This is a genomic window from Phreatobacter sp., from assembly GCF_022843985.1.
GTDB lineage: Bacteria > Pseudomonadota > Alphaproteobacteria > Rhizobiales > Phreatobacteraceae > Phreatobacter.
Genome location: NZ_JALHMP010000004.1, coordinates 50,789 through 77,599 on the forward strand (window position 1 = coordinate 50,789; position 26,811 = coordinate 77,599).

Here is a 26,811-nt window from a genome sequence, read left to right on the forward strand (position 1 = left end):
CCGTCTGAATTTTCAGGATTTTCTGAAGTAACGGACGGCATCCGACCGGTCAACGCCGGACGGCGGGAGCACGGCGATGGCGTGTCGGGATGGAGGGAAAAGAATGGTGGGTGATGAAGGATTCGAACCTTCGACCCGCTGATTAAGAGTCAGCTGCTCTACCAACTGAGCTAATCACCCACGCCCGCACCAGCCATGGGCCGCGCGGGAGCCGGGTGACTACCAGACGTGATGCGCCCTGTCCAGAACGACGGCGGTTTTTTTGACGCGCGGGTGGCGGTGTCAGGCGGCAGGGTTACCGGCCGGCCAGAGCCAGGCGGCGCCGCGCACGCCGGAGGAATCGCCATGGGCCGCCGGGACGATGGGGGTGGTGCAGGCATCGGAGAAGACATAGGGCCGCATCGCCGGCGGCAGATCCTCGTAGAGCGAGGGGATATTGCTCATGCCGCCGCCCGCCACGATGACGTCGGGGTCGATGAGATTGACCACATGCGCAAGCCCGCGCGCCAGGCGCGACAGGTAGCGCTGGTAGGAGGCCGCAGCATCGGCGTCGCCCGCCGCCGCCCGCGCGACGATTTCCGGGGCCGGCAGCGCCGCTCCGGTCACGCGCCGGTGGTCTTCGACAAAGCCCGTCCCGGAGACCCAGGTCTCGAGACAGCCCTTGTGGCCGCAATAGCAGGACGGCGCCTCGACCACCTCCTCAATGCTCGGCCAGGGCAGCGGGTTGTGCCCGAACTCGCCGCCGATGAGATGGCGACCGCGCAGAACCTTGCCGTCGATGACGATGCCGGCCCCGGCCCCCGTCCCGATGATCAGCCCGAACACCACGCCGGCCCCTGCCGCGGCGCCGTCAACCGCCTCCGACAGGGCGAAGCAATTGGCGTCATTCTCCAGCCGGACCTCGCGGTCGAGCGCCGCCGCGAGGTCCTTGTCGAGGGGATGGCCGATGAGCACGGTGGTATTGGCGTTCTTGACGAGACCGGTGGCCGGCGACACCGCGCCGGGAATGCCGACCCCCACCGTTCCGGTGCGGCCGAGTTCGGCCTCGGCGCCGAGAACGAGCCCGGCCATAGCCGTGACGATGGCCCGATAGTCGTGGCGCGGCGTCGGAACGCGGCGACGCAGCAGCTCCCGGCCCTGGTCGTCCAGGGCCAGGATCTCGATCTTGGTGCCACCGAGATCGATGCCGATGCGCATGGCCGCTTGCTCACTCCGCCGCGACGGTGCCGTGCTGGGGATGCAGGCGCTCACGCTTGGCGATGAGCTTGTTCAGCGCCGACAGATAGGCCTTGGCCGAGGACACCAGCGTGTCCGGATCAGCCCCCTTGCCGGTAAAGGTGTTGCCGTCCGCCTGCAGCCGCACCGAGACCTCCGCCTGGGCATCCGTTCCCTGGGTAACGGCATGGACCTGATAGAGTTCCAGCACCGCCTCGTGCGGGACGATCGCCTTGATGGCGTTGAAGACCGCATCGACGGGACCGTTGCCGGAGGCCTGGACCGTCTTGTGGACGCCGTCGAGATCGAGGGTCAGGGTCGCTGCCTGCGGCCCCATCGTGCCGGCCACGACCAGGAGCGACATGACCTTCATGCGGTCCTGGCTATGGGCGATCTTCTCGTCCACCAGCGCCTCGATGTCCTCGTCGTAGATCACCTTCTTGCGGTCGGCGAGCTCCTTGAACCGGACGAAAGCGTCTTCCAGCTGGTTGTCGGACAGCTGGTAGCCGAGGTTCTTCAGCTTGTCCTTGAAGGCGTTGCGCCCCGAGTGCTTGCCCATGACCAGCGAGGTCGACTTCACGCCGACCGAGTCGGGCGTCATGATCTCGTAGGTCTGGGTGTTCTTCAGCATGCCGTCCTGATGGATGCCGCTCTCGTGGGCAAAGGCGTTCCGGCCGACGATCGCCTTGTTGTACTGGACGGGGAACGAGGTCACCGTCGAGACGAGCTTGGAGGCCCGGGTCAGCATCTTCGCGTCGATGCCGGTCTCGTAGGGGAAGATGTCGTTGCGGGTCTTGATCGCCATGACGATCTCCTCCAGCGCCGCATTGCCGGCCCGCTCGCCGATGCCGTTGATGGTGCATTCGATCTGCCGGGCGCCGCCCTGGACGCCGGCGATGGTGTTGGCCACCGCCATGCCGAGGTCGTTGTGGCAATGGACGGAGAACACCGCCTTGTCGGCATTCGGCACGCGGGCCCGCACCATCTCGAACAGCGCCTTGTATTCGTCCGGCGCCGTGTAGCCGACCGTGTCGGGGATGTTGATGGTGGTGGCGCCGGCCTTGATCGCCGCCTCGACGCAGCGGCAGAGGAAATCATGCTCGGTACGGGTGCCGTCCTCGGCCGACCATTCCACGTCGTCGACCAGGTTGCGGGCGCGGGTGACCGAGGCCACCACCATGGCCAGGACCTCGTCCGGCGACTTCTGCAGCTTGTGCTTCATATGCACCGGCGATGTCGACAGGAAGGTATGGATGCGCGGCCGGCGGGCATGGCGGACCGCCTCGCCGGCGCGGTCGATATCGTTCATGCCGGCGCGGGCGAGGCCGGCGACGACGGCGTTCTTCACCCGCTGGGCCACGGCGACGACGGCCTCGAAATCGCCGATCGAGGCAATGGGGAAGCCGGCCTCGATGATGTCGACACCCATCTCGTCGAGGAGATCGGCGACCTGGAGCTTCTCCTCCAGGGTCATGGTGGCGCCGGGGCATTGCTCGCCGTCGCGCAGGGTGGTGTCGAAGATGACGACGCGGTCCTTGGACGATGCGTGGGTGCTGGTGGTCATGGTCTCTGTCCTTGCTGCGGGCCGCGGCGGCGATAGCGCCTCACTTCGCAGGCCCCCGGTTGCGGGTTGCGGTGATGGGATCCCCTGAGCGCCAAGGCCGGAAGGCCCTGCCGGTGCTCAGGGGCGGATAAGCAGAAGGAGGGACAGCGAGGGCGTGGCGCTGAAAGCGCGCAGGCAGATCGGTGCGGATGCACGGACGATCGGCACGGACGGTCCTCGGACAGGCGCGGTCTGGTACCGCAGATGATCCTGCGTAACCGATCCGGTGGCCGGAGCGCAAGGGAGAAGTCTGAAACGGGCCTGGCGGCGCGCTCCGGTTAACCTGTGCAACGGGCCGGGAACGGACCATGACCGAATCGCGGGTGCCGGCAGGTTGCCCCTTTGGTCCCGGGCCGGACGCGGCCAATCCGGAGCTTGTGGGCACGGCCCCGGCCCTGCGGATCCCGGCGCCGGTCTGAACCCGGACATCGGTATTAACCGCACCGTCCCGAAAGGGGACCGGCAGCCTCCCTCACGTGCGCGGGCGCGATTCCGCGTAGATGTTGATCAGCACCCCCGCCACGACGATGGCGGCGCCGAGGAGCACGGCGGGCTCGGGCTGTTCGCCATAGACCAGCCAGCCGACGACGCCGATCAGCGGCACCCGCAGGAAATCGATCGGCGTCACCACGATGGCATCGCCGTGGCGGAAGGCGTTGGTGAGGCAGTAATGGGCGGTGAAACCGCAGACGCCGATGCCGATGAGCGGCAGCCATTGCGCCAGGTCGAGCTTGCCGAGGAACCAGGCCGGCTCGCCCATCACCACATTGGCGGCGAGATTGAGCGGCAGCTGGACCACGTTCATCCACAGCATGATGGTCCAGGTCGAATTGGTCGCGGTCAGGAACTTGGTCGTCGTCTGCTGGACGCCGAAGCAGATGGCCGCCGCCGCCACAGCCAGGGCCTCGGGCCGGAAACTGTCGAAGCCCGGCCGCAGGATGACGAGGACCCCGAGAAAGCCGAAGACCAGCGCCGCGACACGCGAACGCGTCATGCGCTCGCCAAGAAAGAGCACGGCGAAGATCGCCACCCAGGTTGGCGTGGTGAACTCGATGGCGAAGACGGTGGCGAGCGGCAGGACCGTCAGGCCATAGGCCCACAAGGCCTGTCCGCCGAAATGGATGGTGTTGCGCATCGCATGGATGAAGGGCTCGGCCGGCCGGATGCGCTGGCCGGGATCGGGGGCGAGGACCATGATCGCGGCGAGGATGATCAGCCCGCCGATATTGCGCAGGGCGAGGATCTCGAACACCGTCAACGTGCCGTGCAGCGCCCGGATCGACAGGGCGATGGCGGAGAAGGACAGCAGGGTCCCGGCCATCCAGACCACGACGAGGACAAGGTTGCGCTGCGGCTTGGACGACATCGGGCCTCGGGAACCGCGCGGGAGACGCCCGCGACGAGATGGGTCTTCCCTTCTACTGGGCCAGGCATCGACCCACCCGTGCGAATTTCGCAGACGGGCCCGCTGCGTGGTTGACTGACCGAAACCGCGCGACTATACACGCCGATCCGTGGCGGCCCCGTGTCGCCGCACTCGTTTTCTTGTGCCCCGATCACCCGGGGCCAGCCGCCGGGACAAGACCCATGGCCAATACGGCTTCTGCAAAAAAGGCCGCCCGCGTCATCGCGCGGCGCACGTCCGTCAACCAGGCCCGCCGCTCGCGGATGCGCACCTTCCTGCGCAAGCTGGAAGATGCCATCGCCTCCGGCGACAAGACCGCCGCCGCCGCGGCGCTCCAGGCGGCCCAGCCGGAGATCATGCGCGCCGCCCAGAAGGGCGTCCTGCATAAGAACACCGCCTCCCGCAAGGTCTCGCGCCTCGCCACCCGGGTCGCCAAGATCGGCGCCTGATTGCTGCCACGGCGCTACCGCGCCCCTGCAACCTTTTCGGGAGCCCGGCCTAGCGCCGGGCTTTTTCGTTGTGCGGCCCTCCTGTCGCGGGGTGACGCCGGGGAGCCGTTGCGATTCCGCAACAGATCGGCGTCAACCCTCTTTTTTTATCCGTCCCCCTTCCGTGCCACGAAAGGGACCGTGATCCGGCTAAAGGGGCGTCAGAAAAACAACCCCGATTTCAGTTGGTTAGCCGGGGGACGGATCGTTACGGCACCGAAATGCGGCTGGCATGGACATCGGCTGACCTGCCTCTCCACCCCCCTGCGCCCTGCCGGGCCCCAGGGTACTGGCCAAGGGAATTTGAAATTTGCCGATTCATCAGGGGGTTGAAACGCCGGGCCGCCGAAACCGAAATCCGGGGGGAGTCAAGCGCCCCGCCTTAACCATTTATTAATGGAAATCCGTTGCCGGGTCCGAAGCCCCTGTGTATCAATCGGGTCACTCGGGGGGGCCACCTCGGGCTTCAAGGAAGAGATGACGCGCGCAGCCCGCAACATAGGGCAGAGGAGTATTGTGTCTCGTACGAGACGCGGTGTCTCCTTGAGCAACGTCAGTTTTCTGATGGAAGCCTTGGGGTGAAGACTTCAGGCTGCTGTCGCTTGACGGCGGTCGGGGCACTCTTCGAAATGAAAAACCTTGGAACAATTGAGGCGCGCGCCCAGACATTGGGTGTGTGAGCGAACCATGGCGCATGCGCAAGAGGCCGGCTACGCCGGTGACACGACACCCGAAGACAGCCTTGCGAGTCTGACGCGCGACGCCTCCGCCCAGTTGGTGGATGTCCGCACCACGGCGGAATGGGCCTATATCGGAGCGCCCGACCTGAAGGCCGCCGGACGCGAGGCCATCCGCGTCGAGTGGCAGATATTCCCCGCCATGGGCGTCAACCCGGATTTCGTCGCCAGCCTCGCCGCCAAGCTCGCGGAGCGCGGCACCCCGAAGGACGCGCCCCTCTATTTCCTCTGCCGCTCGGGCGTCAGGTCCAAGGCGGCGGCGATCGCCATGACGGCGGCCGGCTACACCCAATGCTTCAACGTCACCGGCGGCTTCGAGGGCCCCCATGACGCGGAGGGACGTCGCGGTACCAAGGCCGGATGGAAGGCGGCCGGCCTTCCCTGGATCCAGCCCTGAGACGTGGTCCTGCGCCCGTCTGCCGATCTCGCGTGATCACCGCGTACCCGCTCCCCCATTTCATTCCCCGGACTTTTTGATTGGAGACCTTCGTGTTTGCCACTTCTGAACGCGTCCGCGAAACGACCGAAGGCAAGACTGATACGATGAGCGATTCCATGCGAGCCGGCGCCATCTGGGAACGTGTCGGCCGGCGCCTGCGCGCCGAACTCGGCGAGGATGTCTTCTCCAGCTGGTTCAAGAGCATCGAGATCGATCTGGCCGAGCACGACGCGGTGCGCCTGTCGGTGCCGACGCGGTTTCTCAAGAGCTGGATCGACCACCATTACAAGGACCGCATCATCACCCGCTGGTCGGAGGAGGCCGAGCGGCCGGTGACCATCGACGTCGTCGTGCGCACGGCGGCGAGCGCCCGCACCCTTACACGCTCCAAGCCCGTGGACGAGGCCGCCCGCCCGGCATCGCCGGCCGCCGCTCCGCAGCGCGCCCAGGACGGCCACCATCTCTCGGCGGCGCAGAACACGCTGGGCGGATCGCCGCTCGACCCGCGCCTGACCTTCGAGACCTTCGTCCAGGGCCGGTCCAACACGCTCGCCCGCGCCGCGGCCCTGCAGGTGGCGCAGTCGCGGCCGACCGACGCGGTGCTGTTCAACCCGCTCTACATCCATGCCGGCGTCGGCCTCGGCAAGACGCATCTGCTGCAGGCCGTGGCCGGCACCGCCCAGGCCGGCGGCCGGCGCGTGCTCTATCTGACGGCGGAGAAATTCACGTTCGGCTTCGTCGCCGCCCTGAAGAACCAGACGGCCATCGCCTTCAAGGAGGCGCTGCGCAACATCGACCTCCTCATCATCGACGACCTGCAGTTCCTCCAGGGCAAGCAGACCCAGGCCGAGTTCTGCCACACGCTGAACGCCCTGATCGATGCCGGCCGGCAGATCGTCGTCGCCGGCGACCGCCCGCCCTCCGATCTCGAGAACCTCGACGAGCGGGTCCGTTCGCGCCTTGCCGGCGGCCTCACCGTCGAGATCGGTGCGCTGGACGAGAACCTGCGCTTCGACATCCTCAAGCAGAAGCTGGTCCATGCCCGCGCCCAGCATCCCGGCTTCGATGTCCCGCCGGCAGTGATGAGCTATGTCGCCAAGAACGTCACCCAGAACGGCCGCGATCTCGACGGCGCCTTCAACCGGCTCATCGCCACCAATCGCCTGACCAACCAGCCGGTGACCGTGGAGATGGCCGAGCGCTCCATCCGCGATCTCGTCCGCATCCCCGAGCCGAAGCGGGTGAAGATCGAGGACATCCAGAAGATCGTGGCGCAGCATTACAATGTCAGCCGGTCCGACATCCTGTCCTCCCGGCGCACGGCGACCGTCGTCCGGCCGCGCCAGATCGCCATGTATCTGGCCAAGACCATGACGTTGCGCTCGCTGCCCGAGATCGGCCGGCGTTTCGGCGGCCGCGACCACACGACCGTGCTCCATGCCGTGCGCAAGATCGAGGGCCTGGTCGGCCAGGATCCGGCCCTGAGCGAGGAGGTCGAAGCGCTGAAGCGCCGTCTCAACGACTGAGGCGCCGCGCAGCGCCGGACGGATCCGCACATCAGGTCAGGACGGGGCTCAGCACTGTCCGGGGCCGCGGCGATAGGGCCGCGCGTCCCGCTGGGCCGCCGCGAGAGCGGCCATGGCATCGTCCGCGGTGCGGGCGCTCGCAAGGGCATTCTCATAGGCAGTGACGCCCAGGGCGGTCATCGGCCCGGAATCGAAGCCGATCCGGAACAGGCGCTGGTTCAGGCGCGGGTCGTAGCCCACCGCCTCGACGGCCCTGACGCAGACATCCCCCACCGTGACGACACGGATCGACACCGTGAGGCGGTTGTTGCGCGACTCCACGTCGCCGCGGCCGCTTTGGCCGCCGCCGTCGAAGGACTGCGCATAAGCGTTGAACTGTGCGAGGGCGGGCTGGGGCGACGACCCGACGAGGGCGGCGCCGAACGTGAGAGCGGCGGCCGTCAGGCCGGCGCCAAGCGTGATGCGGGTCTTCGCCATGGCTGGTCTCCGTCTCGCCCCCGCGAGGTATCGGTGGGACGCATGCTGGACAGATCATGTGTCGGGGCGTCGACGGCAAGGACCCGCGGAGGTTTCAGGCCTTCGGCCGGGCGCCACGGCGGCGGGCCGCAGGGCGATGACGAAAAGCACGTGGATAGGCCCGTACCGGCTGGCCTTGCCCTTGCATCATGCTGCGCCGCGGGGTTGACTGACGCCCCTTGTTTTCGGGGCTCCGGATCGCCGGGACCTCCTGAGTCGTTTGGAGCAGCATTGATGAAGGTCACCGTCGAGCGGGCCCAGCTCCTGAAATCCCTCGGCCATGTCCATCGCGTCGTCGAGCGCCGCAACACGATCCCCGTCCTGTCGAACGTGCTGATGAAGGCCGAGGGCACGGCGCTCCGCCTCAAGGCGACGGATCTCGACATCGAGGTGGTGGAGACCCTGCCGGCCGAGGTCGCGACCGCCGGCGGCACCACCGTCCCCGCCCACATGATCTACGACATCGTCCGCAAGCTCCCCGACGGGTCGCAGATCCAGCTGGAGATGATTGGCGACAAGGGCACGCTTGCCGTCAAGGCCGGCCGCTCCCGCTTCACCCTGCAGACCATTCCCGAGAGCGACTTCCCCGACATCGCCGCCGGCGACATGTCCCACAGCTTCCAGCTGCCCGCCGGCCATCTGAAGCGCCTCATCGACAAGACGCAGTTCGCCATCTCCACCGAGGAGACGCGCTACTATCTCAACGGCATCTATCTCCATGTCGTCGAGAAGGGCGGCCAGAGCCTGATCCGCGCCGTCGCCACCGACGGCCACCGCCTCGCCCAGGTCGAGTTCGAGGCCCCGGCCGGCGCCGCCGGCATGCCGGGCGTCATCGTGCCGCGCAAGACAGTGGCCGAGGTCCAGCGCCTCGCCGACTCGCCGGATGCGAGCGTCACCGTCGAGCTCTCCACCGCCAAGGTGCGCTTCCGCTTCGGCGAGACGGTGCTGACCTCCAAGCTGATCGACGGCACCTTCCCGGACTATGCCCGCGTCATCCCCCTGGCCAACGACAAGATCCTCACCGTCGAGAAGGGCGAGTTCGCCGCCGCCGTCGACCGTGTCTCGACCGTCTCCTCCGAACGCGGCCGTGCCGTGAAGCTCTCGGCGAGCGAGGGCAAGCTGACCCTGTCGGTGACCAATCCCGATTCCGGCAGCGCCACCGAGGAGCTCGAGGTCTCCTACGAGGCCGACGGCATCGATATCGGCTTCAACTCGCGTTACCTGCTCGACATCACCAGCCAGGTCGATGGCGACACGATCGAGCTGAAACTGGCCGATCCCGGCTCGCCCACCCTCATCCACGACCCAGCCGGGCCCGGCGCCCTCTACGTGCTCATGCCGATGCGGGTCTGACCGCCGTGGCTGCCACCCGTATCGACGGCAAGGCCGTCGCCGCCCGCATTCTCGACCAGGTCAAGACCAGCGCCGCGGCCTTCAGGGCGGCCCAGGGGCGCCCCCCGGGCCTCGCCGTCGTGCTGGTCGGCGAGGACCCGGCGAGCCAGGTCTATGTCCGCAACAAGGGCCGCGAGGCCGATGCCGCGGGGTTCCGCTCGGAGCAGCACAGCCTGCCGGTCACGACCAGCGAGGCCACGCTTCTCTCCCTCGTGGCCAAGCTCAATGCCGATCCCGGCATCGACGGCATTCTGGTCCAGCTGCCCCTGCCCAAGGGCATCGACACGGAAACCGTGCTGCTCGCCATCGACCCTGCCAAGGATGTCGACGGCTTCCATCCCGTCAATGTCGGCCTGCTCGGCACCGGCGCCGCGGACAGGGCCCTCGTGCCCTGCACCCCGGCCGGCGCGGTGATCCTGGTCGAGAGCGTCCTGGGCCCCTCCCTCGCCGGCAAGCATGCCGTCGTCGTCGGCCGCTCCAACATCGTCGGCAAGCCGGTGGCCCAGCTCCTGCTGCAGCGCGACGCCACCGTCACCATCGCCCATTCCCGCACGGCGGACCTGCCGGCGATCTGCCGCATGGCGGATATCCTGGTGGCCGCGGTCGGCCGTCCCGAGATGATCCGCGGCGACTGGGTGAAGCCCGGCGCCGTCGTCATCGACGTCGGCATCAACCGCATTGCCGCCCCGGAAAAGGGCGAGGGCAAGACGCGACTCGTCGGCGACGTCGCGACCGAGGAGGCGGCGGTCCATGCCGCCGCCATCACGCCGGTGCCCGGCGGCGTCGGGCCGATGACCATCGCGCTGCTCATGGCCAATACCCTGGCCGCCGCCCATCTGCGCGCCGGCCTGCCGCGGCCGGCTTTCGGCGCCTGATGCGGACCAGCGCCGGCACGCGCCTCACGCAACCTTGATTTTGCGCGCCGGAGGCTCGATATCCGGGCCACCCCTTTTCCATCACAGGCGAGACGCCATGACCAACCCGAAGAACGGGCACGATGAAGTGCCGATCGACGAGGCCAACCCGACCGCCGAGGCCACCGAGACCCCCGAGACCCTGGCCGATGCCGGCCCCGCTCTCCTCGCCGCCGCCCAGGCCGAGGCGCGCGACATGAAGGACCGCATGCTGCGCACCCTGGCGGAGATGGAGAATCTCAGGAAGCGCACCGAGCGCGAGGTGGTCGACGCCCGCACCTATGGCGTCACGTCCTTCGCCCGCGACATGCTGAACGTCGCCGACAACATGCGCCGCGCCTTCGAGACCATGCCCGACGAGGCCCGGCCCACCGACGGCCCGCTGAAAGCCTTCGTCGAGGGCATCGACCTGACCGAGCGCGAGCTTCTCAAGACGCTTGAGAAGCACGGCGTCAGGAAGATCGCCCCGGACGGGCAGAAATTCGACCCGAACCTGCACCAGGCCATGTTCGAGATTCCCAATGCCGAGGTCCCCAAGGGCACCGTCGTGCAGACCGTCCAGGCCGGCTTCGTCATCGGCGAGCGGGTGCTGCGCCCCGCCCTGGTCGGTGTCTCCACCGGCGGCCCGAAGGCCGCCCCCCAGGCCGCCGCCTCCGACGACGCCTGACCGCCATGACCGGGCTCCTGCCCTGGCTCGAATGGGCAGGCGTCGCGGTCTTCGCCCTCACCGGCGCCCTGGTGGCGGCGCGCAAGCAGATGGACCCCTTCGGCTTCGTCCTGCTCGGCACCGTCACCGGCATCGGTGGCGGCACGCTGCGCGACGTCCTGCTCGGCATCCGGCCGGTGCCCTGGATCCTCGATCCGGCGGTGGTGATCATCTGCGCCGCGGTGTCGCTCGCAGCCTTCGTCTCCGCCCATCATTTCGAGCGCGAGGGCCGCACCCGCGTCATCCTCTGGGCCGACGCCCTCGGCCTCGCCCTGTTCACGGTGACCGGCACAGCCAAGGCCCTGGAAGCCGGCGCGCCGGCCATTTCCGCCGTGCTGCTCGGCGTCGTCACCGCGACCTTCGGCGGCATCATCCGCGACATCCTGGCCGGCGACGTGCCGCTGGCGCTGCGCCGCGACGTCTATGTCACCGCCTCGCTCGCCGGCGCCGTCGCCTTCGCCCTGGCCAACCGCTTCGTCTCGCCCGATCTCGACGATCTCTGCGGCTTTGCCGTGGCCTTCGCCATCCGCGGCCTCGCCATCCGCCACGGCTGGTCGCTGCCGACCTACGGCAAGCGTGATGGGTAGGTCCTAGATCTAGGATTTATGTCCTTGACAGCGCAACGCTGATAGGCTAGGTTTTCGGCACGTTCGGGAGCTGCGCCCTGCTGATGCCGCAGAGAATTCGTGGATGCCCGGGACGAGCCCGGGCATGACGGGCTGAGGTTCTAAAGCCACCCTGGTTGGGCAGTGGCGCCGCCCCTTCCGCGTCCTGCCCGGGCTTGTCCCGGGCATCCACGACTTGCTTCACTACCCTCCTCTTGGAGGTCCCCATGGAACGCGCTCGTGGCGGATGGGTGTACATCATCACCAACAGACGCGACGGCGTGCTCTACACCGGCGTCACCGGCGACATCGCGCGCCGGGCTTTCGAGCACCGCACCGGCGCCTATCCCGGTTTCACCCGGCGCTATGGCCTGAAGCTTCTGGTCTGGATGGAGCGCTACGAGGATATCCGGGACGCCATCCGGCGCGAGAAGGCCATCAAGCACTGGCCGCGCGCCTGGAAGGTGCGGCTGATCCACGACACGAACCCGGACTGGCGCGATCTCTACGAGGACCTCGCGTAAGCGGTGGTCATTGATCAAAGCAAGTCGTGGATGCCCGGGCCGAGCCCGGGCATGACGCGGAGGGGGCGGAGCCATGGAAGAATGCGCGGCGGAACCTCAGCCCGTCATGCCCGGGCTCGGCCCGGGCATCCACGACTTCCCTTCAGGCCCCGCCCCTCACCGCCCCGCCAGAAGCTCCCGGATCTTCGCCACCAGCTCGCCGCGCTTCGCCGCGAACTGGGCCGGGCGGGAAGCGCGCCATTCGGCATTGTCGGTGATGGTCTTGGCGGCCTCGGCGCCGGCAACGAGGTCCTTGATCATCACCTCGCCGGCCTCGCGCTCGTTCGAGCCCTGGATGATGACGGCCGGGGCGTTGCGCCGGTCGGCATACTTCATCTGCGCCTTCATGCCGGAAGCGCCGAGATACATCTCGGCGCGGATGCCGGCATCGCGGAGGTCTGAGACCATTCGCTGATACTCAGCGATCTGGTCGCGGTCCATGACGAGCACGACGACGGGGCCAATGGGCTTTGCCGCGCCCAGCTTGCCGAGGGATTTGAGGGCTGCCGCGAGGCGGGAGACGCCGATGGAGAAGCCGGTGGCCGGCACCTCCTCGCCGCGGAAACGGGCGACGAGCCCGTCATAGCGGCCGCCGCCGGCGACCGAACCGAAGCGCACCACCTGCCCGTCCTCGTTGGTGACGGGGAAGGTCAGTTCCACCTCATAGACGGGGCCGGTATAGTACTCGAGACCGCGGACGACGGAGGGGTCGATTGATATCTGGCGCGGTGAGTATCCCGCGCCGGTAGAAAGCGACGCGATAACCTCTAGCTCCTCCAAGCCTTGGAGGAATTTTTCATTTTCAGGAAGAGAACGGCGCAGCCTCTGCACCCTGTCCCAATTCCCATAGTCGAAAAACAATATTCCTTCATCGATGCGCGTAGACACTTCAACGAGAGGCCTTTCCCGAACTCGCGAGCGCGACTCGAAGCGCACCGTCGTTGGGTCGCCACCATTAACGTAGGTGAGGACAATACCAATCTGCTCGTCGGACAAATCAGCGCCAGCCGTGAGATCGCCGCTTTCATCCAAGCGTCCTGGCCCGAGCAAACGCGCAACCTCGCCTGCTCCAAACTTGTCGAGCTTGTCGATGGCGCGGAGCACCGTCAGCCGCCGCCCCGCGTTCTCACTCCCACCGAGGCCGATGGCCTCCATCACGCCGTCGAGCACCTTGCGGTTGTTGACCCGCACCACATAGTCGCCGCGGGCAATGCCGAGCTTCTCCATCGTGTCGGCCGCCATCATGCAGATCTCGGCATCCGCCGCCGGCGAGGCGGAGCCCACCGTATCGGCGTCGAACTGCATGAACTGGCGGAAGCGGCCCGGCCCCGGCTTCTCGTTGCGGAAGACATAGCCGGCCCGGTAGCTGCGATAGGGCTTCGGCAGGGCGTCGAAATGCTCGGCGACATAACGGGCGAGCGGGGCCGTCAGGTCGTAGCGGAGCGACAGCCACTGCTCGTCATCGTCCTGGAAGGAGAAGACGCCCTCGTTCGGGCGGTCCTGGTCGGGCAGGAACTTGCCGAGCGCGTCGGTGAACTCGATGGCCGGGGTCTCCACCGCCTCGAAGCCGTAGAGCTCGTAGACCCCGCGGATCGTGTCGAGCATGGCATTGACGCCGGCGATCTCGGCGGCGTCGCGGTCGACGAAGCCGCGCGGCAGGCGGGCGAGCGTGCCGGGCTTCTTCTTCGGGGCATCGGACATGGCGGTCTTCCGGCAGAAACGTGAGGCGGCTTGCTAGCGCACCCTCAGGTCGATGTCGACCGCGCCCCGGTCGGCATCGCGCCGGACATGGGCGAAATAGACCACCTGCACCGGCGTCCGGGCGCCGAGGCGGGCGGTCCAGGACGAGACCGGCGCCCGCGACAGGCCATAGACCAGCCGCACCGGCGCGCCCGCCGCCGCATTGCCGCCGCTGCGCTGGACGAGGCGCTGGCCGTTGACCCAGAGCACGAGGCGGCCGTCGGCGCCGGCCGACCAGCGCTGGTCGATGAGGAGGTCGTGCCAGCGCTGGGTCAGCAGGTTCGGCGGTACCACCACCACCTCGCCGCCGAGCGCCGGTCCCGAGGCGACGAGACCCGCCTCGCGCCAGTCCAGCGCAAGGAGGACGCGCTCGCCCTGGACGAACCGGGCCAGCGTCACGGCGAGACCGGGCGTCGCCGTGGTGCCGCGCGGGATGAAGACGGAGAGGGTGGTGAAGGCCTCCGTGCCGGGAGACAGGCCCGGCCCCGCCTCGGCCCGCTCCACCCGCTCCGTATCGGCCGGACAGGGCGCGCCGCATTCGCCGGGGCGGAGTTCGAAACGGGTGGTGACGAAGCCCGGCAGCCGCACGGGATGGGGCTGGGCCACCTCCATCACCGCATGGCCGCCGCTCGCCGCCTGCCGCGTGAAACCGGGAAAGTCCTGCGCCTGGGCGGGCGCGGCGGCGATCAGCCCGGCGAGGACGAACGCCGCCCGCCTCACCGGCGAACCGCGAAGGAGAGATCGAAGGCGGTCTGCTTGTTGCCGGCCCGGTCGCGCACCGTGGTGCGCACCACATAGTCGCCGGGTTCGAGGCCGGAGAAGGAATAGGTCACATAGAGGAAGAACTCGCGGTTGCGGCGCCGGCTCGCCGTGGCGATGGTGTTGAAGGCCTGCTGGGCGACGAGCGACTGGCCATCGGCGCGGCGCAGCTCGAAATCGAGCACCAGATCGGTGCGGAAGATGTCGCCGGAGCGCCGCCAGCCCTGGCCGGCGAGTTCGGCATAGACCAGCAGCGGCTGGCCGATCTCGAAACTGGTGGAATCCCGCGGGTTGAAGACGCCATAGCCCTGCGGCTCCTCGGCGACGAAGGTGGCGCGCCGGATGGTCAGCGGCATCCTCTCGGCAATGGCGATGGCGGCCTCGTCGAGCGCGTCCAGCGCCTCCACGGCGCGGCCGGCGGCGGCGGCCTCCTGGGCGCGGCGCACCTCGGCGGAAATGTCGGTCGGCGTCGGGCCGAGCGGAGCAGGCGCGACGCGGTCGGGCGCCTGCTGGGTAGGGGGCACCTGCTGGGTCTGGGCCTCCGCCGCCGGCACCGCGACCAGCAGGGCGAGCACGAGCGCAGCCGGGATCGAAACGGGTGAACGCATGGGCAGGAGGCTCCTCCGGACGAATCGACGGGCAGGATAGCATGGTCGCCCGGCGATGCCCGCGGGGCCGGCTGCCACCTGCGAAAATCGCAGACAAAGAATTGATATCGTGAGGCTTTTCAGCAGGAGATCGACGCCGGGGCATGGCGGCAATGTGTCGGCAGCGGGGCGTAACGGTGGCCCCGCCTCTTCCGTAACCGCCTCGCGAGCGCTATCTCCCCGCACTATGCCGGGTCGGGACATCGTGCTTTGCTCCCCGCCCCTCGCCTTCGCATCCGCATCAGGATCCCTGCATGGCCCGCGATACAGTCGACCTGACGCCCATCGAATCCCGCGACGAACTGGTCGCCTGGATCGAGAAGGGCAACAAACCGAAGGACCGGTTCCGTGTCGGGACCGAACATGAGAAGTTCGGCTTCTACCGCTCCGATTTCACCCCGGTGCCCTATGAGGGGCCGCGCGGCATCCGCGCCATCCTGGAGGGGATGGAGGGCCTTCTCGGCTGGGAGCCGATCCTCGACGGCGAGAACATCATCGGCCTCGCCGACGTCACCGGCGGCGGCGCCATCTCGCTGGAGCCGGGCGGGCAGTTCGAGCTCTCCGGCGCGCCGCTGGAGACGCTGCACCAGACCTGCATGGAGGCCCATGCCCATTTCGCCCAGGTGCGGGAGATCGCCGACCCCATGGGCATCGGCTTCCTCGGCCTCGGCATGAGCCCGAAATGGACCCGGGCCGAGACGCCGGTCATGCCGAAATCGCGCTACCAGATCATGACGCGCTACATGCCGAAGGTCGGCACGCTTGGCCTCGACATGATGTACCGGACCTCGACCGTGCAAGCGAACCTCGACTTCGCCTCGGAAGCCGACATGGTCAAGAAGCTCAGGGTCTCGCTCGCCTGGCAGCCGGTGGCCACCGCCATCTTCGCCAATTCGCCCTTCACCGAAGGCAAGCTCAACGGCTACCAGTCGTTCCGCTCGGCGGTCTGGATGGACACCGACAACCACCGCGCCGGCATGCTGCCCTTCGCCTTCGAGGATGGCATGGGCTTCGAGCGCTACGTCGACTACGCCCTCGACGTTCCCATGTATTTCATCAAGCGCGGCGACGCCTATATCGACGTCGCCGGGTCGTCCTTCCGCGACCTGCTGGCGGGGAAGAACCCCGCCGCCCCCGGCGAGCGGGCCGTGCTCTCCGACTGGGTGAACCATGTCGGCACCATCTTTCCGGAGGTGCGGCTGAAGCGCTATCTCGAGATGCGCGGCGCCGATTCCGGGCCCCTGTCGCGCATCGTGGCGCTGCCGGCCCTCTTCGTCGGCCTGCTCTACGATGACGGCGTGCTGGATGCCGCCTGGGATCTCGTCAAGGACTGGACGGCAGAGGAACGCCAGAAGCTGCGCGACGACGTGCCGAAGCTCGGCTTCAAGGCGGAGATCCGCGGCCTGACCGTGGGCGAACTCGCCCGCGAGATGCTCACCCTCGCCCGCACAGGCCTGCGCCGCCGCGACCGGCTCGACATGAACGGCTGCGACGAGACGCGCTATCTCGATCCGATCCAGGCCATCGTCGACGACGGCCGCACCGCCGCCGAGTCGCTGATCGAGAAATATCTCGGCGCGTGGCACGGCCAGATCGACCGGGTCTTCGAGGAACAGGCGTATTGAGGCAGTGGGCGGTTTGACTGCCCGGTTGCGTTGGGGGTGACCCGCGCTCGATGGCACCCTGCATCGGCGAAGTGCGTCCTTCGAGTCTCGGGCTTGGCCCTCGCACCTCAGGATGAGGAGGGGGGTGACTTGCCCTTCGGCTGGATGACGCGGATGTGGTCGAGTGGCCCACCACGCTGATGCCGGTCACCACGATCCTCATCCTGAGGTGCGAGGGCCAAGCCCGAGCCTCGAAGGACGCACTTCATGGGTGCAAGGCGATTGCCTGCCCCACCACCTGTACGTCATGCCCGGCCTTGTGCCGGGCATCCACGAATTCCTTCCCAGCCGTGGTGTTCAAATCGTGGATGGCCGGGACAAGCCCGGCCATGACGCGCGGAAAATGTGGTGGCAAGTCACCGCACCGCACGCCGCCCCGCCCTCACTCCGCCGCCTGGGCGTGCTCCGTCAGGTTGTCGAGGCTCGACACCACATGATCCGCCAGCGCTTCGGCGAGCTGGGACATTTCATGCGGGTTGCGCAGCAGCGCGACGCTGACCGAGGGCAGCGCCGGGAAACCGTCGGAGGGCTGCAGCACCCGCATGCCGGGGCGCAGCGCCGATTCCGGCAGGACCGAGACGGCAAGGCCCGCCATGACCGCCGCGCCGACGGCCGCCGCGTTCCAGCTGGCATAGAGGATGCGGTAGGAGCGCCCGGCCCCCTCCAGCCGTTCGGTGGCGGCGCGCCGCCAGTCGCAGGTCGGCCGCCCGACCGCCAGCGGCACCGGTTCGTCGCAATGGACCGAGGAGCGCGCCGACGAGACCCAGAGCAGCTGTTCGCGGCGGAAGACCAGGGCCGGTCCCTTCTGCGGCGTATGAGTGATGATGGCGATGTCGAGCTCGTTGGCCTGGATGCGCTCGGCGAGCATGGAGGACGGCTCGCAGATGACGGTGACCTCGGCACGGGGGTTGGAGCGCGAGAAGCGCGCCAGGATCTCCGGCAGATAGCGGTCGGCATAGTCGTCGGGCACGCCGAGGCGCACGCGGCCCGTCAGTTCGGCGGTGGCGAAGGCGGAGACCGCCTCGAGGTTCAGCTTGACGATGCGGCGGGCATAATCGAGCAGCCGCTCGCCGTCCTCGGTGAGGCGCGAGGCGCGGCCGTCGCGCTCGAACAGCGATTTGCCGATCCGCTCCTCCAGCCGCTTCATCTGCATGGAGACGGCCGACTGGGTCTTGAACACCACGTCGGCGGCGCGGGTGAAGCTGCCGGTGTCGGCTATGGCCATGAAGGTGCGCAACTGGTCGATATCGAGAAGAATGGCCATGGGCGCGCCCCCGAACGTCACATCATCAACACTGATGATAGAGATTAAAAACATTCGCTTCAATGATCAATGGGGCTGTGACATCGTGTCTCCATCGGCACATGCCCCCGAGGACCCGGGTGAGACACCCGGACGTTTGCGTCACCCGACGCCGGCGAGGGGACAGGCGTGCCGACGTCCGAGCCGCCAGGAGAGCCCCCATGCCCATGTTCGTCGCCACCCTTTCGTCCGCCATCCTCGCGGTGGGCTCCGTCGTGCGCCGTCAGGTCGAGGCTGTCCGCAACTGGCGCGAGGCACACCGGAGCTACGCCGCCCTCTGCGAGATGGACGCCCGCACGCTGGCCGATCTCGGCCTGACGCGGAGTGATCTTCGAGACGCCACGGCGGCCGGCTATTTCGGAGATCCCACCGCCGTGATCGCCGCCCGCGCCAGCGAGCGCCAGGGCCACCGTCCCGCCGTCTCGGCGCCCCGCCAGCTGAGCGGCCCCTCGCTGGTGCCCGATGTCGCCGCCGCGCTGCAGCGCACCGTGCCCTCCATGTGACCCGTTTGTGCGGGCGCCGCCCGCACCCTCCACAGCCTGTCCGGCAACAAGCCGTCCCCTCGTCTCGCTTGCCGGACAACCTCGAGCCGCCGCGCCCCCCGCGGCGGCTCTTTTTCATCGCGCCCTGCGACGAAGGCAGACGTGCCCTGCCCTATGCGCCCGGTGGCAGGACGGCTAGAGCAGGGCTCCCCGAGCGCGATCCCATGACCCTTGCAGACCTGCCCGCAGACTGGACCTTCTACGCCGTCGGCGCCGTCGCCACGTTCCTGATGGGGCTCGGCAAGGGCGCCTTCGGCGGCGGCCTCGCCATTCTCGGCATTCCGCTCCTCGCTCTCGTCATGGACCCGCTCGAGGCGGCCATCGTCACCGCGCTGCTCGTCGCCCTCATGGATCTCTTCGCCCTGGCATCGTTTCCCCGCACCGCCTGGTCGAAGCCCGATCTCGCCTGGCTCATGCCCGGTTTCCTCGGCGGCCTCGCCCTCGGCTTCCTCGTCTTCGAATGGGTCGACCGGCGCTGGGTGGCCCTCGCCATCGCGCTCATCACGCTGGCCTATACGCTCGACTATTTCCTCCGCCGCAACACCGCCGTGAAGGTCCTGCCGGTGTCGCCGCTCCTGGCCAATGCCGCCGGGGCGGCGGCCGGTTTCACCACCTATATCGCCCATGCCGGCGGCCCGCCCATGGCCATGTATCTCCTGAGGCGGGGCCTGACGAAGACGGAATATGCCGCCACCACGGTGGCGATCTTCACCGTCGGCAATCTGGTCAAGCTGCCCGGCTACGTCTATTCCGGGCTGGACGCCCCCGGCGTCTTCCTCAAGGCGCTCGTCCTCGCGCCCGTGGTGCCTGTCGGGGTCCTCGTCGGCCGCTGGCTGCACGATGCCCTGCCGCAGCAGCGCCTCTTCACGCTTTGCTATGTCCTGGTGGGCCTGGCCGGCACCAAGCTCCTCGTCGACGCGGCGCGCGCCCTGTGGTTCCCATGACATCCTCGACCTTCGCCGCCCACCGCTACGCGCCGTTCCTGGTCGCCGCCCTCGGCATCTTCCTGCTGTCGGTGATGGACGCCCTGATCAAGGGCGTCGCCAATGCCCATCCGACGGCGCAGATCGTCTTCATGCGCTATGCCTGCGGCATGCCCTGGGCGATCGCCTTCTTCCTCTGGACGCGGCCTCCGGCACCGAGCGGCGAAATGGTCCGCGCCCATCTCCTGCGCGGCGTGCTCGTCACCATCACCGCCTTCCTGTTCTTCTATGCGCTCGCCACCCTGCCGCTGGCCGAAGCCATCACCCTGTCCTTCCTGTCGCCGCTGTTCCTGGCGGTGCTCGCCTCGCTCATCCTCAAGGAGCCGATCCAGAAGCCGGTGCTGATCGCCATTCTCGTCGGCTTCGTCGGCATGGCGATCATCGTCGCCGGCAAGCTCGGCGGCGGCCAGTTCGACATCATCCGCGTGCTCGGCATTGCCGCCGCGGTGTCCTCGGCGCTGGCCTATGCGGCCAATCTCGTCCTGCTGCGCAAACGGGCCCAGACCGATCCCTTCGGCCTCATCATCCTGTTCCAGAACCTCTTTCCCCTGCTCATCATCGCCCCCTTCGCCTGGATGGTCTGGGAGGTTCCCGAGGCGCGGTCCTGGTGGATCTTCCTCGGGATCGGCGCCTTCGGCCTCGCCGGTCACCTGTGCATGGCCTGGGCCTTCAAATATGCCGCGGCCGGCCCGCTCGGCGTCATCGAATATACCGCCCTCGTCTGGAGCGCCGGCCTCGGCTACCTCGCCTTTGCCGAAGTGCCGGCCTGGACGACCTGGGCGGGCGCCGCCCTCATCATCTTCGCCTGCCTCACCGCCATGCGGCGGTCACGGGCCTGATCATGGCCCTCAGGACGCCGCCGGCATCCGCGCCTCGAAGATCATGCAGGTCTCGGTGGCATGGGCGATGAGCCGGCCCTTGCCGTCGACGAGCCGCGCCTCGGACGTCGCGATACGCGATCCCGCATGGACGACCTTGCCCTCGCAGCGCACCAGGCCGGTCTCCGGCATCAGCGCGCGCACATAGTTCACCTTCATCTCCACCGTGGTGTAGCCCTGGCCGGCCTTGATGAGCGTGTGGACGCAGCAGCCCAGGGCGGAATCGAGGATCGTCGCCGTCCAGCCGCCATGGATCGTGCCGAGGGGATTGAAGAAGTCGGCTGTCGGCGTCCCCTCGAACACCGCGAAGCCCGGCGCCACCTCGGTGAGGAGGAAGCCCATGGCGCGGGCGATGGGCGGCGCGGGATAGCGCCGCTCCACCATGCCGCGCAGGAAATCGATGCCGTCCTGACCGGTCGCCTCCGCCATCGCGACAACGCCGTAGCGGGGCGTGGGAAGCGGCGCGACAGCGGTCATGGACAGTCTCCGGGAGGGCATCGTAGCGTGTAACTGCACGATATGAAGCGGAGAGCGTCCGGTCAACGAGGCGGCGTGCCTCAGGCGGCGGCCTGATCGCGGACGATGCCGCCGAACGCGTCGGCAAAACCGGCGATGAACCCGGGCACCGCCTCGGCGGACAGGGTCCGGGCGAAATAAAAGCCCTGCGCCTGGTCACAGCCGAGATCGCGCACCCAGGCGAGATCGGCCGCCGTTTCGACGCCCTCGGCTGTGGTGACGAAACCGAGGCTCGCGGCGATGCCGACAATGGCCTCGACCACCGCCTTCCGGTTTTCCGGATCGGCTGCTCCAGACACGAAGCTGCGGTCGATCTTGAGCTTCTGGATCGGAAAGCGCGTGAGATAGCCCAGCGAGGAAAATCCGGTGCCGAAATCGTCCAGCGCAATGCGGATGCCGAGTGTGCGCATATCCGTGAGGAACCGGCCACTCTCAGCCATCTGGTTCATGAACAGGGCCTCGGTGATCTCAACCTCGAGCCTGTCCGCCGGCAGATGGCTCACCGCCAGCGCCTGGGCGACGTGATTGAGGAGGGCGGCGGAGCCGAACTGCGCGGGCGAGATGTTCACCGCCACCCGGATCGGGTTTGGCCAAGCGGCGGCATCGAGACAGGCGCGGCGCAGGACCCAGGCGCCGATGGGCTCGATCAACCCGGACTCTTCGGCGATGGGAATGAAGGCGTCCGGCGAGAGCAGACCGCGCTGGGGATGTCGCCAGCGCAGCAGAGCCTCGAAACCGACGATGGCGCCGGCGCGAATGTCGATGATCGGCTGGTATGCGAGCCGCAGCTGGTTGCCGTCGAGGGCGGCGCGCAGGTCCTCCTGCAGCAGTCGCCGCTCCTCGGCCTCCCGGTGCATCGTGTCATCGAAGACCATCACCACGCCGCGGCCGTTGTCCTTGGCCCGGTAGAGCGCGAGGTCCGCATTGCGGATGAGGTCGTCGACCGTATCGTTTTCGCCCGATCCGAAGGCGATGCCCACGCTGGCACCCACCGTGATGCGCGCGCCGTCGATGGTCCTGGAACGGCTGATGCGGGCGATGATGCGCTGGGCAAGCTCGAGCACGTCGGAGCGGCGGGCGAAATCACTGATCACCATGCCGAATTCGTCGCCGCCAAAGCGGCCGAACACCACGCCCGGCTCGGCGAGGTCGCCGAGGTCTCGCGACACTGCCATCAGAAGGGCATCGCCGACGGGATGGCCGAGGGTGTCGTTCACCGCCTTGAACTGGTCGAGGTCGAGACAGGCCAGCGCGAAGCTGTTGCCGTTACGCCGCGCGGTCTCAAGACGCAGCGCCGCCAGTTCCCGGAAGCGGGTGCGGTTCGGCAGCCCCGTGAGCATGTCGGTGCGGGCCATCCAGACGACCTTCTGGCTCGCCAGCTTGCGGTCGGTGATGTCGGAACCGACCCCGCGCCAACCGACGTGCCAGCCGGATTCGTCGGCGAGCGGCTTGGCTGTCAGGGACCACCAGCGAGGTTCGCCGGCGATCTCGACCTGGATGTCCAGGTCGCGGAAGGGTTGCCGCTTCGCAATGGCGAGGCGCAGGGCCCGGCCGGTCTCCTCGTCTGCCATGTCGACGATGCGCCGCCCGACCAGCGACTGGCCCGCGACCCCAGCGACCTCTCCGAAACGGGCGGAGTGCTGCACCACGGCGAACCCGGCGTCGGTGTCGAAGAGCCAGTCCGATCCGTTCTGTTCGAACTCGTTGAGCAGCAGCTCGATGATCTCGCCGCGTTCCTTCAGGCTCGCCTCTGCCCGGAAGCGCTCGCTGAAAAGACGAGAGGAATTGGCGACGCTCTGCACGACGATCCAGGAATAGGCGAGCAGCAGCAGGGTGAGGAAGACGACGTAGCTGTTGCCGGTCTCGATCAACCCGATCACTGATCCCACCGATAGGATGGCAACATAGGCGTAGGCGGCCGGGGGAATGGTTGCGAGAGCGAAACCGCCGGCACAGATCATGCCGGTGACGAGGCAGGCGATGACCAACTGGTCCTCGGGGGAGACGATGCCAAACCACAGGACGGGAACGGCCGCCCACAGCGCCGCCAGGGCAGCGGCATGATAGGTCGCACGGCGGATCGCGCGGGCGGAGACATGTAGCCTGGGCTTGCGGCCACGCCGCAGGAACCAGGCCCGCGTCGTTAGCGCCACGACCGCCAGGATGGTGAGCGCCCAGGCGGCAAGAACGAGGGGGTTGGCCTCCTCGCGCGCCAGGAAGACCACGACGACGGCATTGATCAGGTTGGCCGCCATGGTCAGCGGGGAGAAGCGCGCCACGGCGTGGATCTGCGCCGCGCGGATCTGGCCTTCGTGCGCCGGCTCGTTGGGCACGTCCTTGCGCCAGCCCTCCCAGGCGTCGCGGATATGGGTGAGGGACGAAGCGGGCGTCACACAAACCTCAGGTGGCAATGAAGTACCACCCGCACCCTGACCCGACGGCACTTAAGAAACACTCAACCGATAGGGGACTGTTGCCTCGTCCCGGCCGTCAGCCGCAGCGGCCATCCGTAACCGAGCGGCGGATGGCTCGCAGCCCGTCGCGGGTGCTGCCCCACAGGTCGGCCCCGACCGCCGTTTCCATCTTCACATGTTCGGCTTCCCACAGCGGGATCGCTGCCGAGAGCAGGGCCGCCCCCGCTTCCGTCAGCGCCGGGCGGACAGCACGGCCCTGGCCGGTGGAGACGCTGACGAGGCCCGCCGCTTCGAGGCGCTTGAGGTTGCGCGTCATCGTCGTGCGGTCGAGGGCGAGCGCCTCGGACAAGGCGGTCACCGAATTGGTCCTGGCGAGAGCGAGTGCCGCCAGGATGTTGAACTGAGTAACCTCGAGGCCGAGCGGGGCGAGGGCGCGATTGTAGGCGCGCGTCACCGCATGGGCGGTCATCCGTGTCTGGTAGCAGATGCAGGACCGGGCGATGCGGGTCACCGTCGCCTCGTCCGGAGCCCCGCGGATTGCCGGGGCCGGTAGCGGGCTGGTCTGATGCATCTGGCTGGTCACCGTCGTCATGGCGTCACGATCCGGCGCGAAGGGTCCCGCGTCAAGACGATGTGGGGGCTGGCATCCGCTTTAACCATAGTCCGGTTCGTCCTTGACTCCCGATACCGCCCGGACTATCTCCACCGCGGGCGCTAGCAGTCACATCAGGTGAGTGCTAACAGCCCCGGCCGACGGGCCGCCAAACATTTCCGCGGCTTCGGGCCGCTCATGTCAGGGACACCAGATCCATGAAGTTCCGTCCGCTGCACGACCGCGTGGTCGTCCGCCGCCTCGAGGGCGAAGAGAAGACCAAGGGTGGCATCATCATCCCGGATACCGCCAAGGAGAAGCCGCAGGAGGGTGAAATCCTGGCGGTTGGTCCGGGCGGCCGCGACGAGGCCGGCAAGCTCGTCCCGCTCGACGTCAAGAAGGGCGACAAGGTGCTGTTCGGCAAGTGGTCCGGCACCGAAGTGAAGATCGACGGTGTCGACCTCCTCATCATGAAGGAGAGCGACATCATGGGCGTGATCGCGAAGTAAGTCGCGAACCGCTCTCTCCATCCCATTCATTCATTCCGACAGGAGTAAGCCACAATGGCTGCCAAGGACGTGAAATTCGGCCAGGACGCGCGCGAGAAGATGCTGCGCGGCGTCGACATCCTCGCTGAAGCCGTGAAGGTCACGCTCGGCCCGAAGGGTCGCAACGTTGTCATCGAGAAGAGCTTCGGCGCGCCGCGCATCACCAAGGACGGCGTCACCGTCGCCAAGGAGATCGAGCTCGCCGACAAGTTCGAGAACATGGGCGCCCAGATGGTGCGCGAAGTGGCCTCGAAGACCAATGATCTCGGCGGCGACGGCACCACCACCGCCACCGTGCTCGCCCAGGCCATCGTCAAGGAAGGCGCCAAGTTCGTCGCCGCCGGCATGAACCCGATGGACCTGAAGCGCGGTGTCGACATCGCCGTGCTCGAGGTCGTGAAGGCGCTCGAGAAGTCGGCCAAGAAGGTCAAGTCCTCGGCCGAAGTGGCCCAGGTCGGCACCATCTCCGCCAACGGCGACGCGCTGATCGGCGAGATGATCGCCAACGCCATGCAGAAGGTCGGCAACGAGGGTGTCATCACCGTCGAGGAAGCCAAGTCGCTGGACACCGAGGTGGACATCGTCGAGGGCATGCAGTTCGACCGCGGCTACCTCTCGCCCTACTTCATCACCAACGCCGACAAGATGGTCGCCGACCTCGAGGATGCCTACATCCTCATCCACGAGAAGAAGCTCGCTGGCCTCCAGGCCATGCTGCCGGTTCTCGAGGCCGTCGTGCAGACCGGCAAGCCGCTGATCATCGTCGCCGAGGACGTCGAGGGTGAGGCTCTCGCCACGCTCGTCGTCAACAAGCTGCGTGGCGGCCTGAAGGTTGCCGCCGTGAAGGCGCCGGGCTTCGGCGACCGCCGCAAGGCCATGCTGGAGGACATCGCGATCCTCACCGGCGGCCAGGTGATCTCCGAAGACATCGGCATCAAGCTGGAGAACGTCACCCTCGCCATGCTCGGCCGCGCCAAGAAGGTGCTGATCGAGAAGGAGAAGACGACGGTCGTCGACGGCGCCGGCAAGAAGAAGGACATCGAGGCCCGCATCGGCCAGATCAAGGCGCAGATCGAGGAGACCACCTCGGACTACGACCGCGAGAAGCTGCAGGAGCGTCTGGCGAAGCTCGCTGGCGGTGTTGCGGTGATCAAGGTCGGCGGCTCGACCGAGATCGAGGTCAAGGAGAAGAAGGACCGCGTTGACGACGCCCTCAACGCGACCCGCGCGGCTGTCCTCGAGGGCATCGTCCCCGGCGGCGGCATCGCTCTTCTGCGCGCCAAGGCGGCGGTTGCCAAGCTGAAGTCGGAGAATGCCGACGTTCAGGCCGGCATCAACATCGTGCTCAAGGCCATCGAGGCTCCGATCCGTCAGATCGCCGAGAACGCCGGTGTCGAGGGCTCGATCGTTGTCGGCAAGGTGCTCGAGAACAAGTCGCCCACCTTCGGCTTCAACGCCCAGACCGAAGAATATGTCGACATGTTCGAGGCCGGCATCGTCGACCCGATGAAGGTCGTGCGGACCGCGCTGCAGAACGCCGCTTCGGTCTCCTCGCTGCTCATCACCACGGGCGCGATGATCGCCGAGTCGCCGAAGAAGGAATCCTCCGCTCCCGCCATGCCGGGCGGCGGTGGCATGGGCGGCATGGACTTCTGAGGAAGACCGGAAATGCCGCCCATCACCGGACGTGGCGCGAGCCGGGCAAGCCCGGCGCGCGCGGGCGGCATGGATGTCTGATCCACGCCATCCAGGCTCACTTTCGGAAGGGGCGCCGCGAGGCGCCCCTTTTCGTTGGTGCCGCCCATCACCGGACGTGGCGCGAGCCGGGCAAGCCCGGCGCGCGCGGGCGGCATGGATTTCTGATCCGGCCCATCTGTTCGCAGTCGGAAGGCGCGCCACGAGGCATCCCTTGGTCTTTGGTGGCGTCCGATGTCAAAACGCCGCTCATTCCCGCCCGGACCCCGGAATTCATGGCGAAACAGGCCCCGCCGGGCGTCTTTCTTGTCGGATTGGACGAAGGTCCTGTTCCCGGACGGAACGAGATCGCAGCATGTGCGGCGAAGCTTGCACTTGACCTTTTGACGCAGTGCATCAGTGTCTGATCCCAGCGACGTCA

25 protein-coding genes and 1 tRNA gene are annotated in these 26,811 nt (G+C 67.7%); 14 read left to right on the top strand and 12 right to left on the bottom strand.

What is annotated here, in order from left to right; translation table 11 throughout:
• Positions 1-104 precede the first annotated feature (104 nt).
• From Q0C57_RS03755 to Q0C57_RS03770, 4 genes are all read right to left on the bottom strand, one after another.
• Positions 105-180, bottom strand: a tRNA-Lys gene (locus Q0C57_RS03755).
• 102 nt (positions 181-282) lie between these two features.
• Positions 283-1,197 (bottom strand): ROK family protein, encoded by a 915-nt coding sequence (locus Q0C57_RS03760; RefSeq protein ID WP_296572269.1) that lies wholly within the window; start codon positions 1,195-1,197, stop codon positions 283-285.
• A 10-nt stretch (positions 1,198-1,207) separates the two neighbouring features.
• Positions 1,208-2,779 carry a 2-isopropylmalate synthase gene (locus Q0C57_RS03765; RefSeq protein ID WP_296572271.1) on the bottom strand — a complete coding sequence of 524 codons (1,572 nt, stop codon included), beginning with the start codon at positions 2,777-2,779 and terminating at the stop codon, positions 1,208-1,210.
• A 511-nt stretch (positions 2,780-3,290) separates the two neighbouring features.
• Entirely contained in the window at positions 3,291-4,184 is an 894-nt protein-coding gene (locus Q0C57_RS03770) for a DMT family transporter (RefSeq protein WP_296572274.1), read from the bottom strand.
• A 221-nt stretch (positions 4,185-4,405) separates the two neighbouring features.
• Here Q0C57_RS03770 and rpsT point away from each other — a divergent pair, with 221 nt between their 5' ends.
• The 3 genes from rpsT to dnaA all read left to right on the top strand — a co-directional run bounded on the left by rpsT (position 4,406) and on the right by dnaA (position 7,413).
• On the top strand, positions 4,406-4,672 hold the full coding sequence (rpsT, locus tag Q0C57_RS03775) for a 30S ribosomal protein S20 (RefSeq protein ID WP_296572277.1): 267 nt from the start codon (positions 4,406-4,408) through the stop codon (positions 4,670-4,672).
• A 726-nt stretch (positions 4,673-5,398) separates the two neighbouring features.
• On the top strand, positions 5,399-5,845 hold the full coding sequence (locus tag Q0C57_RS03780) for a rhodanese-like domain-containing protein (protein WP_296572279.1): 447 nt from the start codon (positions 5,399-5,401) through the stop codon (positions 5,843-5,845).
• Positions 5,846-5,991: 146 nt separating this feature from the next.
• Entirely contained in the window at positions 5,992-7,413 is a 1,422-nt protein-coding gene (gene dnaA, locus Q0C57_RS03785) for a chromosomal replication initiator protein DnaA (protein ID WP_296572282.1), read from the top strand.
• A 48-nt stretch (positions 7,414-7,461) separates the two neighbouring features.
• Here the strand turns inward: dnaA and Q0C57_RS03790 are convergent, their stop codons facing one another.
• Positions 7,462-7,890 carry a hypothetical protein gene (locus Q0C57_RS03790; protein ID WP_296572284.1) on the bottom strand — a complete coding sequence of 143 codons (429 nt, stop codon included), beginning with the start codon at positions 7,888-7,890 and terminating at the stop codon, positions 7,462-7,464.
• A 273-nt stretch (positions 7,891-8,163) separates the two neighbouring features.
• Between Q0C57_RS03790 and dnaN the strand changes: the two genes are divergently transcribed.
• From dnaN to Q0C57_RS03815, 5 genes are all read left to right on the top strand, one after another.
• The gene (gene dnaN / locus Q0C57_RS03795; RefSeq protein ID WP_296572287.1) at positions 8,164-9,282 is read left to right on the top strand and encodes a DNA polymerase III subunit beta; all 1,119 of its coding nucleotides are present in this window, start codon (positions 8,164-8,166) and stop codon (positions 9,280-9,282) included.
• Positions 9,283-9,287: 5 nt separating this feature from the next.
• Complete coding sequence (gene folD / locus Q0C57_RS03800; RefSeq protein WP_296572290.1) at positions 9,288-10,196, top strand: bifunctional methylenetetrahydrofolate dehydrogenase/methenyltetrahydrofolate cyclohydrolase FolD; 909 nt, start codon at positions 9,288-9,290, stop codon at positions 10,194-10,196.
• 97 nt (positions 10,197-10,293) lie between these two features.
• Positions 10,294-10,902 carry a nucleotide exchange factor GrpE gene (gene grpE, locus Q0C57_RS03805; RefSeq protein ID WP_296572294.1) on the top strand — a complete coding sequence of 203 codons (609 nt, stop codon included), beginning with the start codon at positions 10,294-10,296 and terminating at the stop codon, positions 10,900-10,902.
• Positions 10,903-10,907: 5 nt separating this feature from the next.
• Positions 10,908-11,528: a trimeric intracellular cation channel family protein gene (locus Q0C57_RS03810; RefSeq protein WP_296572296.1), complete on the top strand. Its 621-nt coding sequence runs from the start codon at positions 10,908-10,910 to the stop codon at positions 11,526-11,528.
• A gap of 245 nt (positions 11,529-11,773) precedes the next feature.
• On the top strand, positions 11,774-12,070 hold the full coding sequence (locus Q0C57_RS03815; protein ID WP_296572299.1) for a GIY-YIG nuclease family protein: 297 nt from the start codon (positions 11,774-11,776) through the stop codon (positions 12,068-12,070).
• A 156-nt stretch (positions 12,071-12,226) separates the two neighbouring features.
• On the opposite strand, the gene hisS is transcribed toward Q0C57_RS03815, so the two are convergent.
• Genes hisS through Q0C57_RS03830 form a run of 3 tightly spaced genes read right to left on the bottom strand, consistent with a single transcriptional unit; the run spans position 12,227 to position 15,216 of the window.
• On the bottom strand, positions 12,227-13,810 hold the full coding sequence (gene hisS, locus Q0C57_RS03820) for a histidine--tRNA ligase (RefSeq protein WP_296572301.1): 1,584 nt from the start codon (positions 13,808-13,810) through the stop codon (positions 12,227-12,229).
• Positions 13,811-13,843: 33 nt separating this feature from the next.
• Positions 13,844-14,569 (bottom strand): hypothetical protein, encoded by a 726-nt coding sequence (locus Q0C57_RS03825; RefSeq protein ID WP_296572303.1) that lies wholly within the window; start codon positions 14,567-14,569, stop codon positions 13,844-13,846.
• Positions 14,566-15,216 carry a hypothetical protein gene (locus tag Q0C57_RS03830; protein ID WP_296572305.1) on the bottom strand — a complete coding sequence of 217 codons (651 nt, stop codon included), beginning with the start codon at positions 15,214-15,216 and terminating at the stop codon, positions 14,566-14,568. The genes Q0C57_RS03825 and Q0C57_RS03830 overlap by 4 nt, the downstream gene beginning before the upstream one ends.
• Before the next feature lie 293 nt (positions 15,217-15,509).
• On the opposite strand from Q0C57_RS03830, the gene Q0C57_RS03835 reads away from it, so the two are divergent.
• On the top strand, positions 15,510-16,880 hold the full coding sequence (locus tag Q0C57_RS03835) for a glutamate--cysteine ligase (protein WP_296572308.1): 1,371 nt from the start codon (positions 15,510-15,512) through the stop codon (positions 16,878-16,880).
• Positions 16,881-17,301: 421 nt separating this feature from the next.
• On the opposite strand, the gene Q0C57_RS03840 is transcribed toward Q0C57_RS03835, so the two are convergent.
• On the bottom strand, positions 17,302-18,183 hold the full coding sequence (locus Q0C57_RS03840) for a LysR substrate-binding domain-containing protein (RefSeq protein WP_296572311.1): 882 nt from the start codon (positions 18,181-18,183) through the stop codon (positions 17,302-17,304).
• 200 nt (positions 18,184-18,383) lie between these two features.
• Between Q0C57_RS03840 and Q0C57_RS03845 the strand changes: the two genes are divergently transcribed.
• The 3 genes from Q0C57_RS03845 to Q0C57_RS03855 all read left to right on the top strand — a co-directional run bounded on the left by Q0C57_RS03845 (position 18,384) and on the right by Q0C57_RS03855 (position 20,586).
• A complete protein-coding gene (locus tag Q0C57_RS03845; RefSeq protein ID WP_296572313.1) occupies positions 18,384-18,725 on the top strand; it encodes a DUF1127 domain-containing protein in 342 nt (113 codons plus the stop codon).
• A 203-nt stretch (positions 18,726-18,928) separates the two neighbouring features.
• Positions 18,929-19,708, top strand: a complete 780-nt coding sequence (locus tag Q0C57_RS03850; protein WP_296572314.1) for a sulfite exporter TauE/SafE family protein — start codon at positions 18,929-18,931, stop codon at positions 19,706-19,708.
• The gene (locus Q0C57_RS03855) at positions 19,705-20,586 is read left to right on the top strand and encodes a DMT family transporter (RefSeq protein ID WP_296572317.1); all 882 of its coding nucleotides are present in this window, start codon (positions 19,705-19,707) and stop codon (positions 20,584-20,586) included. Before Q0C57_RS03850 ends, Q0C57_RS03855 begins: the two co-directional genes overlap by 4 nt.
• A 9-nt stretch (positions 20,587-20,595) precedes the next feature.
• On the opposite strand, the gene Q0C57_RS03860 is transcribed toward Q0C57_RS03855, so the two are convergent.
• From Q0C57_RS03860 to Q0C57_RS03870, 3 genes are all read right to left on the bottom strand, one after another.
• On the bottom strand, positions 20,596-21,102 hold the full coding sequence (locus tag Q0C57_RS03860; RefSeq protein ID WP_296572320.1) for a PaaI family thioesterase: 507 nt from the start codon (positions 21,100-21,102) through the stop codon (positions 20,596-20,598).
• Between the two features lie 80 nt (positions 21,103-21,182).
• The gene (locus tag Q0C57_RS03865) at positions 21,183-23,534 is read right to left on the bottom strand and encodes an EAL domain-containing protein (protein WP_296572323.1); all 2,352 of its coding nucleotides are present in this window, start codon (positions 23,532-23,534) and stop codon (positions 21,183-21,185) included.
• 97 nt (positions 23,535-23,631) lie between these two features.
• Positions 23,632-24,147: a MarR family transcriptional regulator gene (locus Q0C57_RS03870; protein WP_296572326.1), complete on the bottom strand. Its 516-nt coding sequence runs from the start codon at positions 24,145-24,147 to the stop codon at positions 23,632-23,634.
• Between the two features lie 218 nt (positions 24,148-24,365).
• Between Q0C57_RS03870 and groES the strand changes: the two genes are divergently transcribed.
• Both groES and groL read left to right on the top strand, forming a co-directional pair.
• Positions 24,366-24,656 carry a co-chaperone GroES gene (gene groES, locus Q0C57_RS03875; protein WP_106749553.1) on the top strand — a complete coding sequence of 97 codons (291 nt, stop codon included), beginning with the start codon at positions 24,366-24,368 and terminating at the stop codon, positions 24,654-24,656.
• Positions 24,657-24,710: 54 nt separating this feature from the next.
• Entirely contained in the window at positions 24,711-26,351 is a 1,641-nt protein-coding gene (gene groL, locus Q0C57_RS03880) for a chaperonin GroEL (RefSeq protein ID WP_296572330.1), read from the top strand.
• The last annotated feature ends 460 nt before the right edge of the window (positions 26,352-26,811 follow it).

What these genes read in the sequence shown, in the direction of transcription:
- Q0C57_RS03760 (WP_296572269.1), bottom strand. Translation starts at nt 1,197, where the DNA reads ATGCGCATCGGCATCGATCTCGGTGGCACCAAGATCGAGATCCTGGCC.
- Q0C57_RS03765 (WP_296572271.1), bottom strand. Translation starts at nt 2,779, where the DNA reads ATGACCACCAGCACCCACGCATCGTCCAAGGACCGCGTCGTCATCTTC.
- Q0C57_RS03770 (WP_296572274.1), bottom strand. Translation starts at nt 4,184, where the DNA reads ATGTCGTCCAAGCCGCAGCGCAACCTTGTCCTCGTCGTGGTCTGGATG.
- rpsT (WP_296572277.1), top strand. Translation starts at nt 4,406, where the DNA reads ATGGCCAATACGGCTTCTGCAAAAAAGGCCGCCCGCGTCATCGCGCGG.
- Q0C57_RS03780 (WP_296572279.1), top strand. Translation starts at nt 5,399, where the DNA reads ATGGCGCATGCGCAAGAGGCCGGCTACGCCGGTGACACGACACCCGAA.
- dnaA (WP_296572282.1), top strand. Translation starts at nt 5,992, where the DNA reads ATGAGCGATTCCATGCGAGCCGGCGCCATCTGGGAACGTGTCGGCCGG.
- Q0C57_RS03790 (WP_296572284.1), bottom strand. Translation starts at nt 7,890, where the DNA reads ATGGCGAAGACCCGCATCACGCTTGGCGCCGGCCTGACGGCCGCCGCT.
- dnaN (WP_296572287.1), top strand. Translation starts at nt 8,164, where the DNA reads ATGAAGGTCACCGTCGAGCGGGCCCAGCTCCTGAAATCCCTCGGCCAT.
- grpE (WP_296572294.1), top strand. Translation starts at nt 10,294, where the DNA reads ATGACCAACCCGAAGAACGGGCACGATGAAGTGCCGATCGACGAGGCC.
- Q0C57_RS03810 (WP_296572296.1), top strand. Translation starts at nt 10,908, where the DNA reads ATGACCGGGCTCCTGCCCTGGCTCGAATGGGCAGGCGTCGCGGTCTTC.
- Q0C57_RS03815 (WP_296572299.1), top strand. Translation starts at nt 11,774, where the DNA reads ATGGAACGCGCTCGTGGCGGATGGGTGTACATCATCACCAACAGACGC.
- hisS (WP_296572301.1), bottom strand. Translation starts at nt 13,810, where the DNA reads ATGTCCGATGCCCCGAAGAAGAAGCCCGGCACGCTCGCCCGCCTGCCG.
- Q0C57_RS03830 (WP_296572305.1), bottom strand. Translation starts at nt 15,216, where the DNA reads ATGCGTTCACCCGTTTCGATCCCGGCTGCGCTCGTGCTCGCCCTGCTG.
- Q0C57_RS03835 (WP_296572308.1), top strand. Translation starts at nt 15,510, where the DNA reads ATGGCCCGCGATACAGTCGACCTGACGCCCATCGAATCCCGCGACGAA.
- Q0C57_RS03840 (WP_296572311.1), bottom strand. Translation starts at nt 18,183, where the DNA reads ATGGCCATTCTTCTCGATATCGACCAGTTGCGCACCTTCATGGCCATA.
- Q0C57_RS03845 (WP_296572313.1), top strand. Translation starts at nt 18,384, where the DNA reads ATGCCCATGTTCGTCGCCACCCTTTCGTCCGCCATCCTCGCGGTGGGC.
- Q0C57_RS03850 (WP_296572314.1), top strand. Translation starts at nt 18,929, where the DNA reads ATGACCCTTGCAGACCTGCCCGCAGACTGGACCTTCTACGCCGTCGGC.
- Q0C57_RS03855 (WP_296572317.1), top strand. Translation starts at nt 19,705, where the DNA reads ATGACATCCTCGACCTTCGCCGCCCACCGCTACGCGCCGTTCCTGGTC.
- Q0C57_RS03860 (WP_296572320.1), bottom strand. Translation starts at nt 21,102, where the DNA reads ATGACCGCTGTCGCGCCGCTTCCCACGCCCCGCTACGGCGTTGTCGCG.
- Q0C57_RS03870 (WP_296572326.1), bottom strand. Translation starts at nt 24,147, where the DNA reads ATGACGACGGTGACCAGCCAGATGCATCAGACCAGCCCGCTACCGGCC.
- groES (WP_106749553.1), top strand. Translation starts at nt 24,366, where the DNA reads ATGAAGTTCCGTCCGCTGCACGACCGCGTGGTCGTCCGCCGCCTCGAG.
- groL (WP_296572330.1), top strand. Translation starts at nt 24,711, where the DNA reads ATGGCTGCCAAGGACGTGAAATTCGGCCAGGACGCGCGCGAGAAGATG.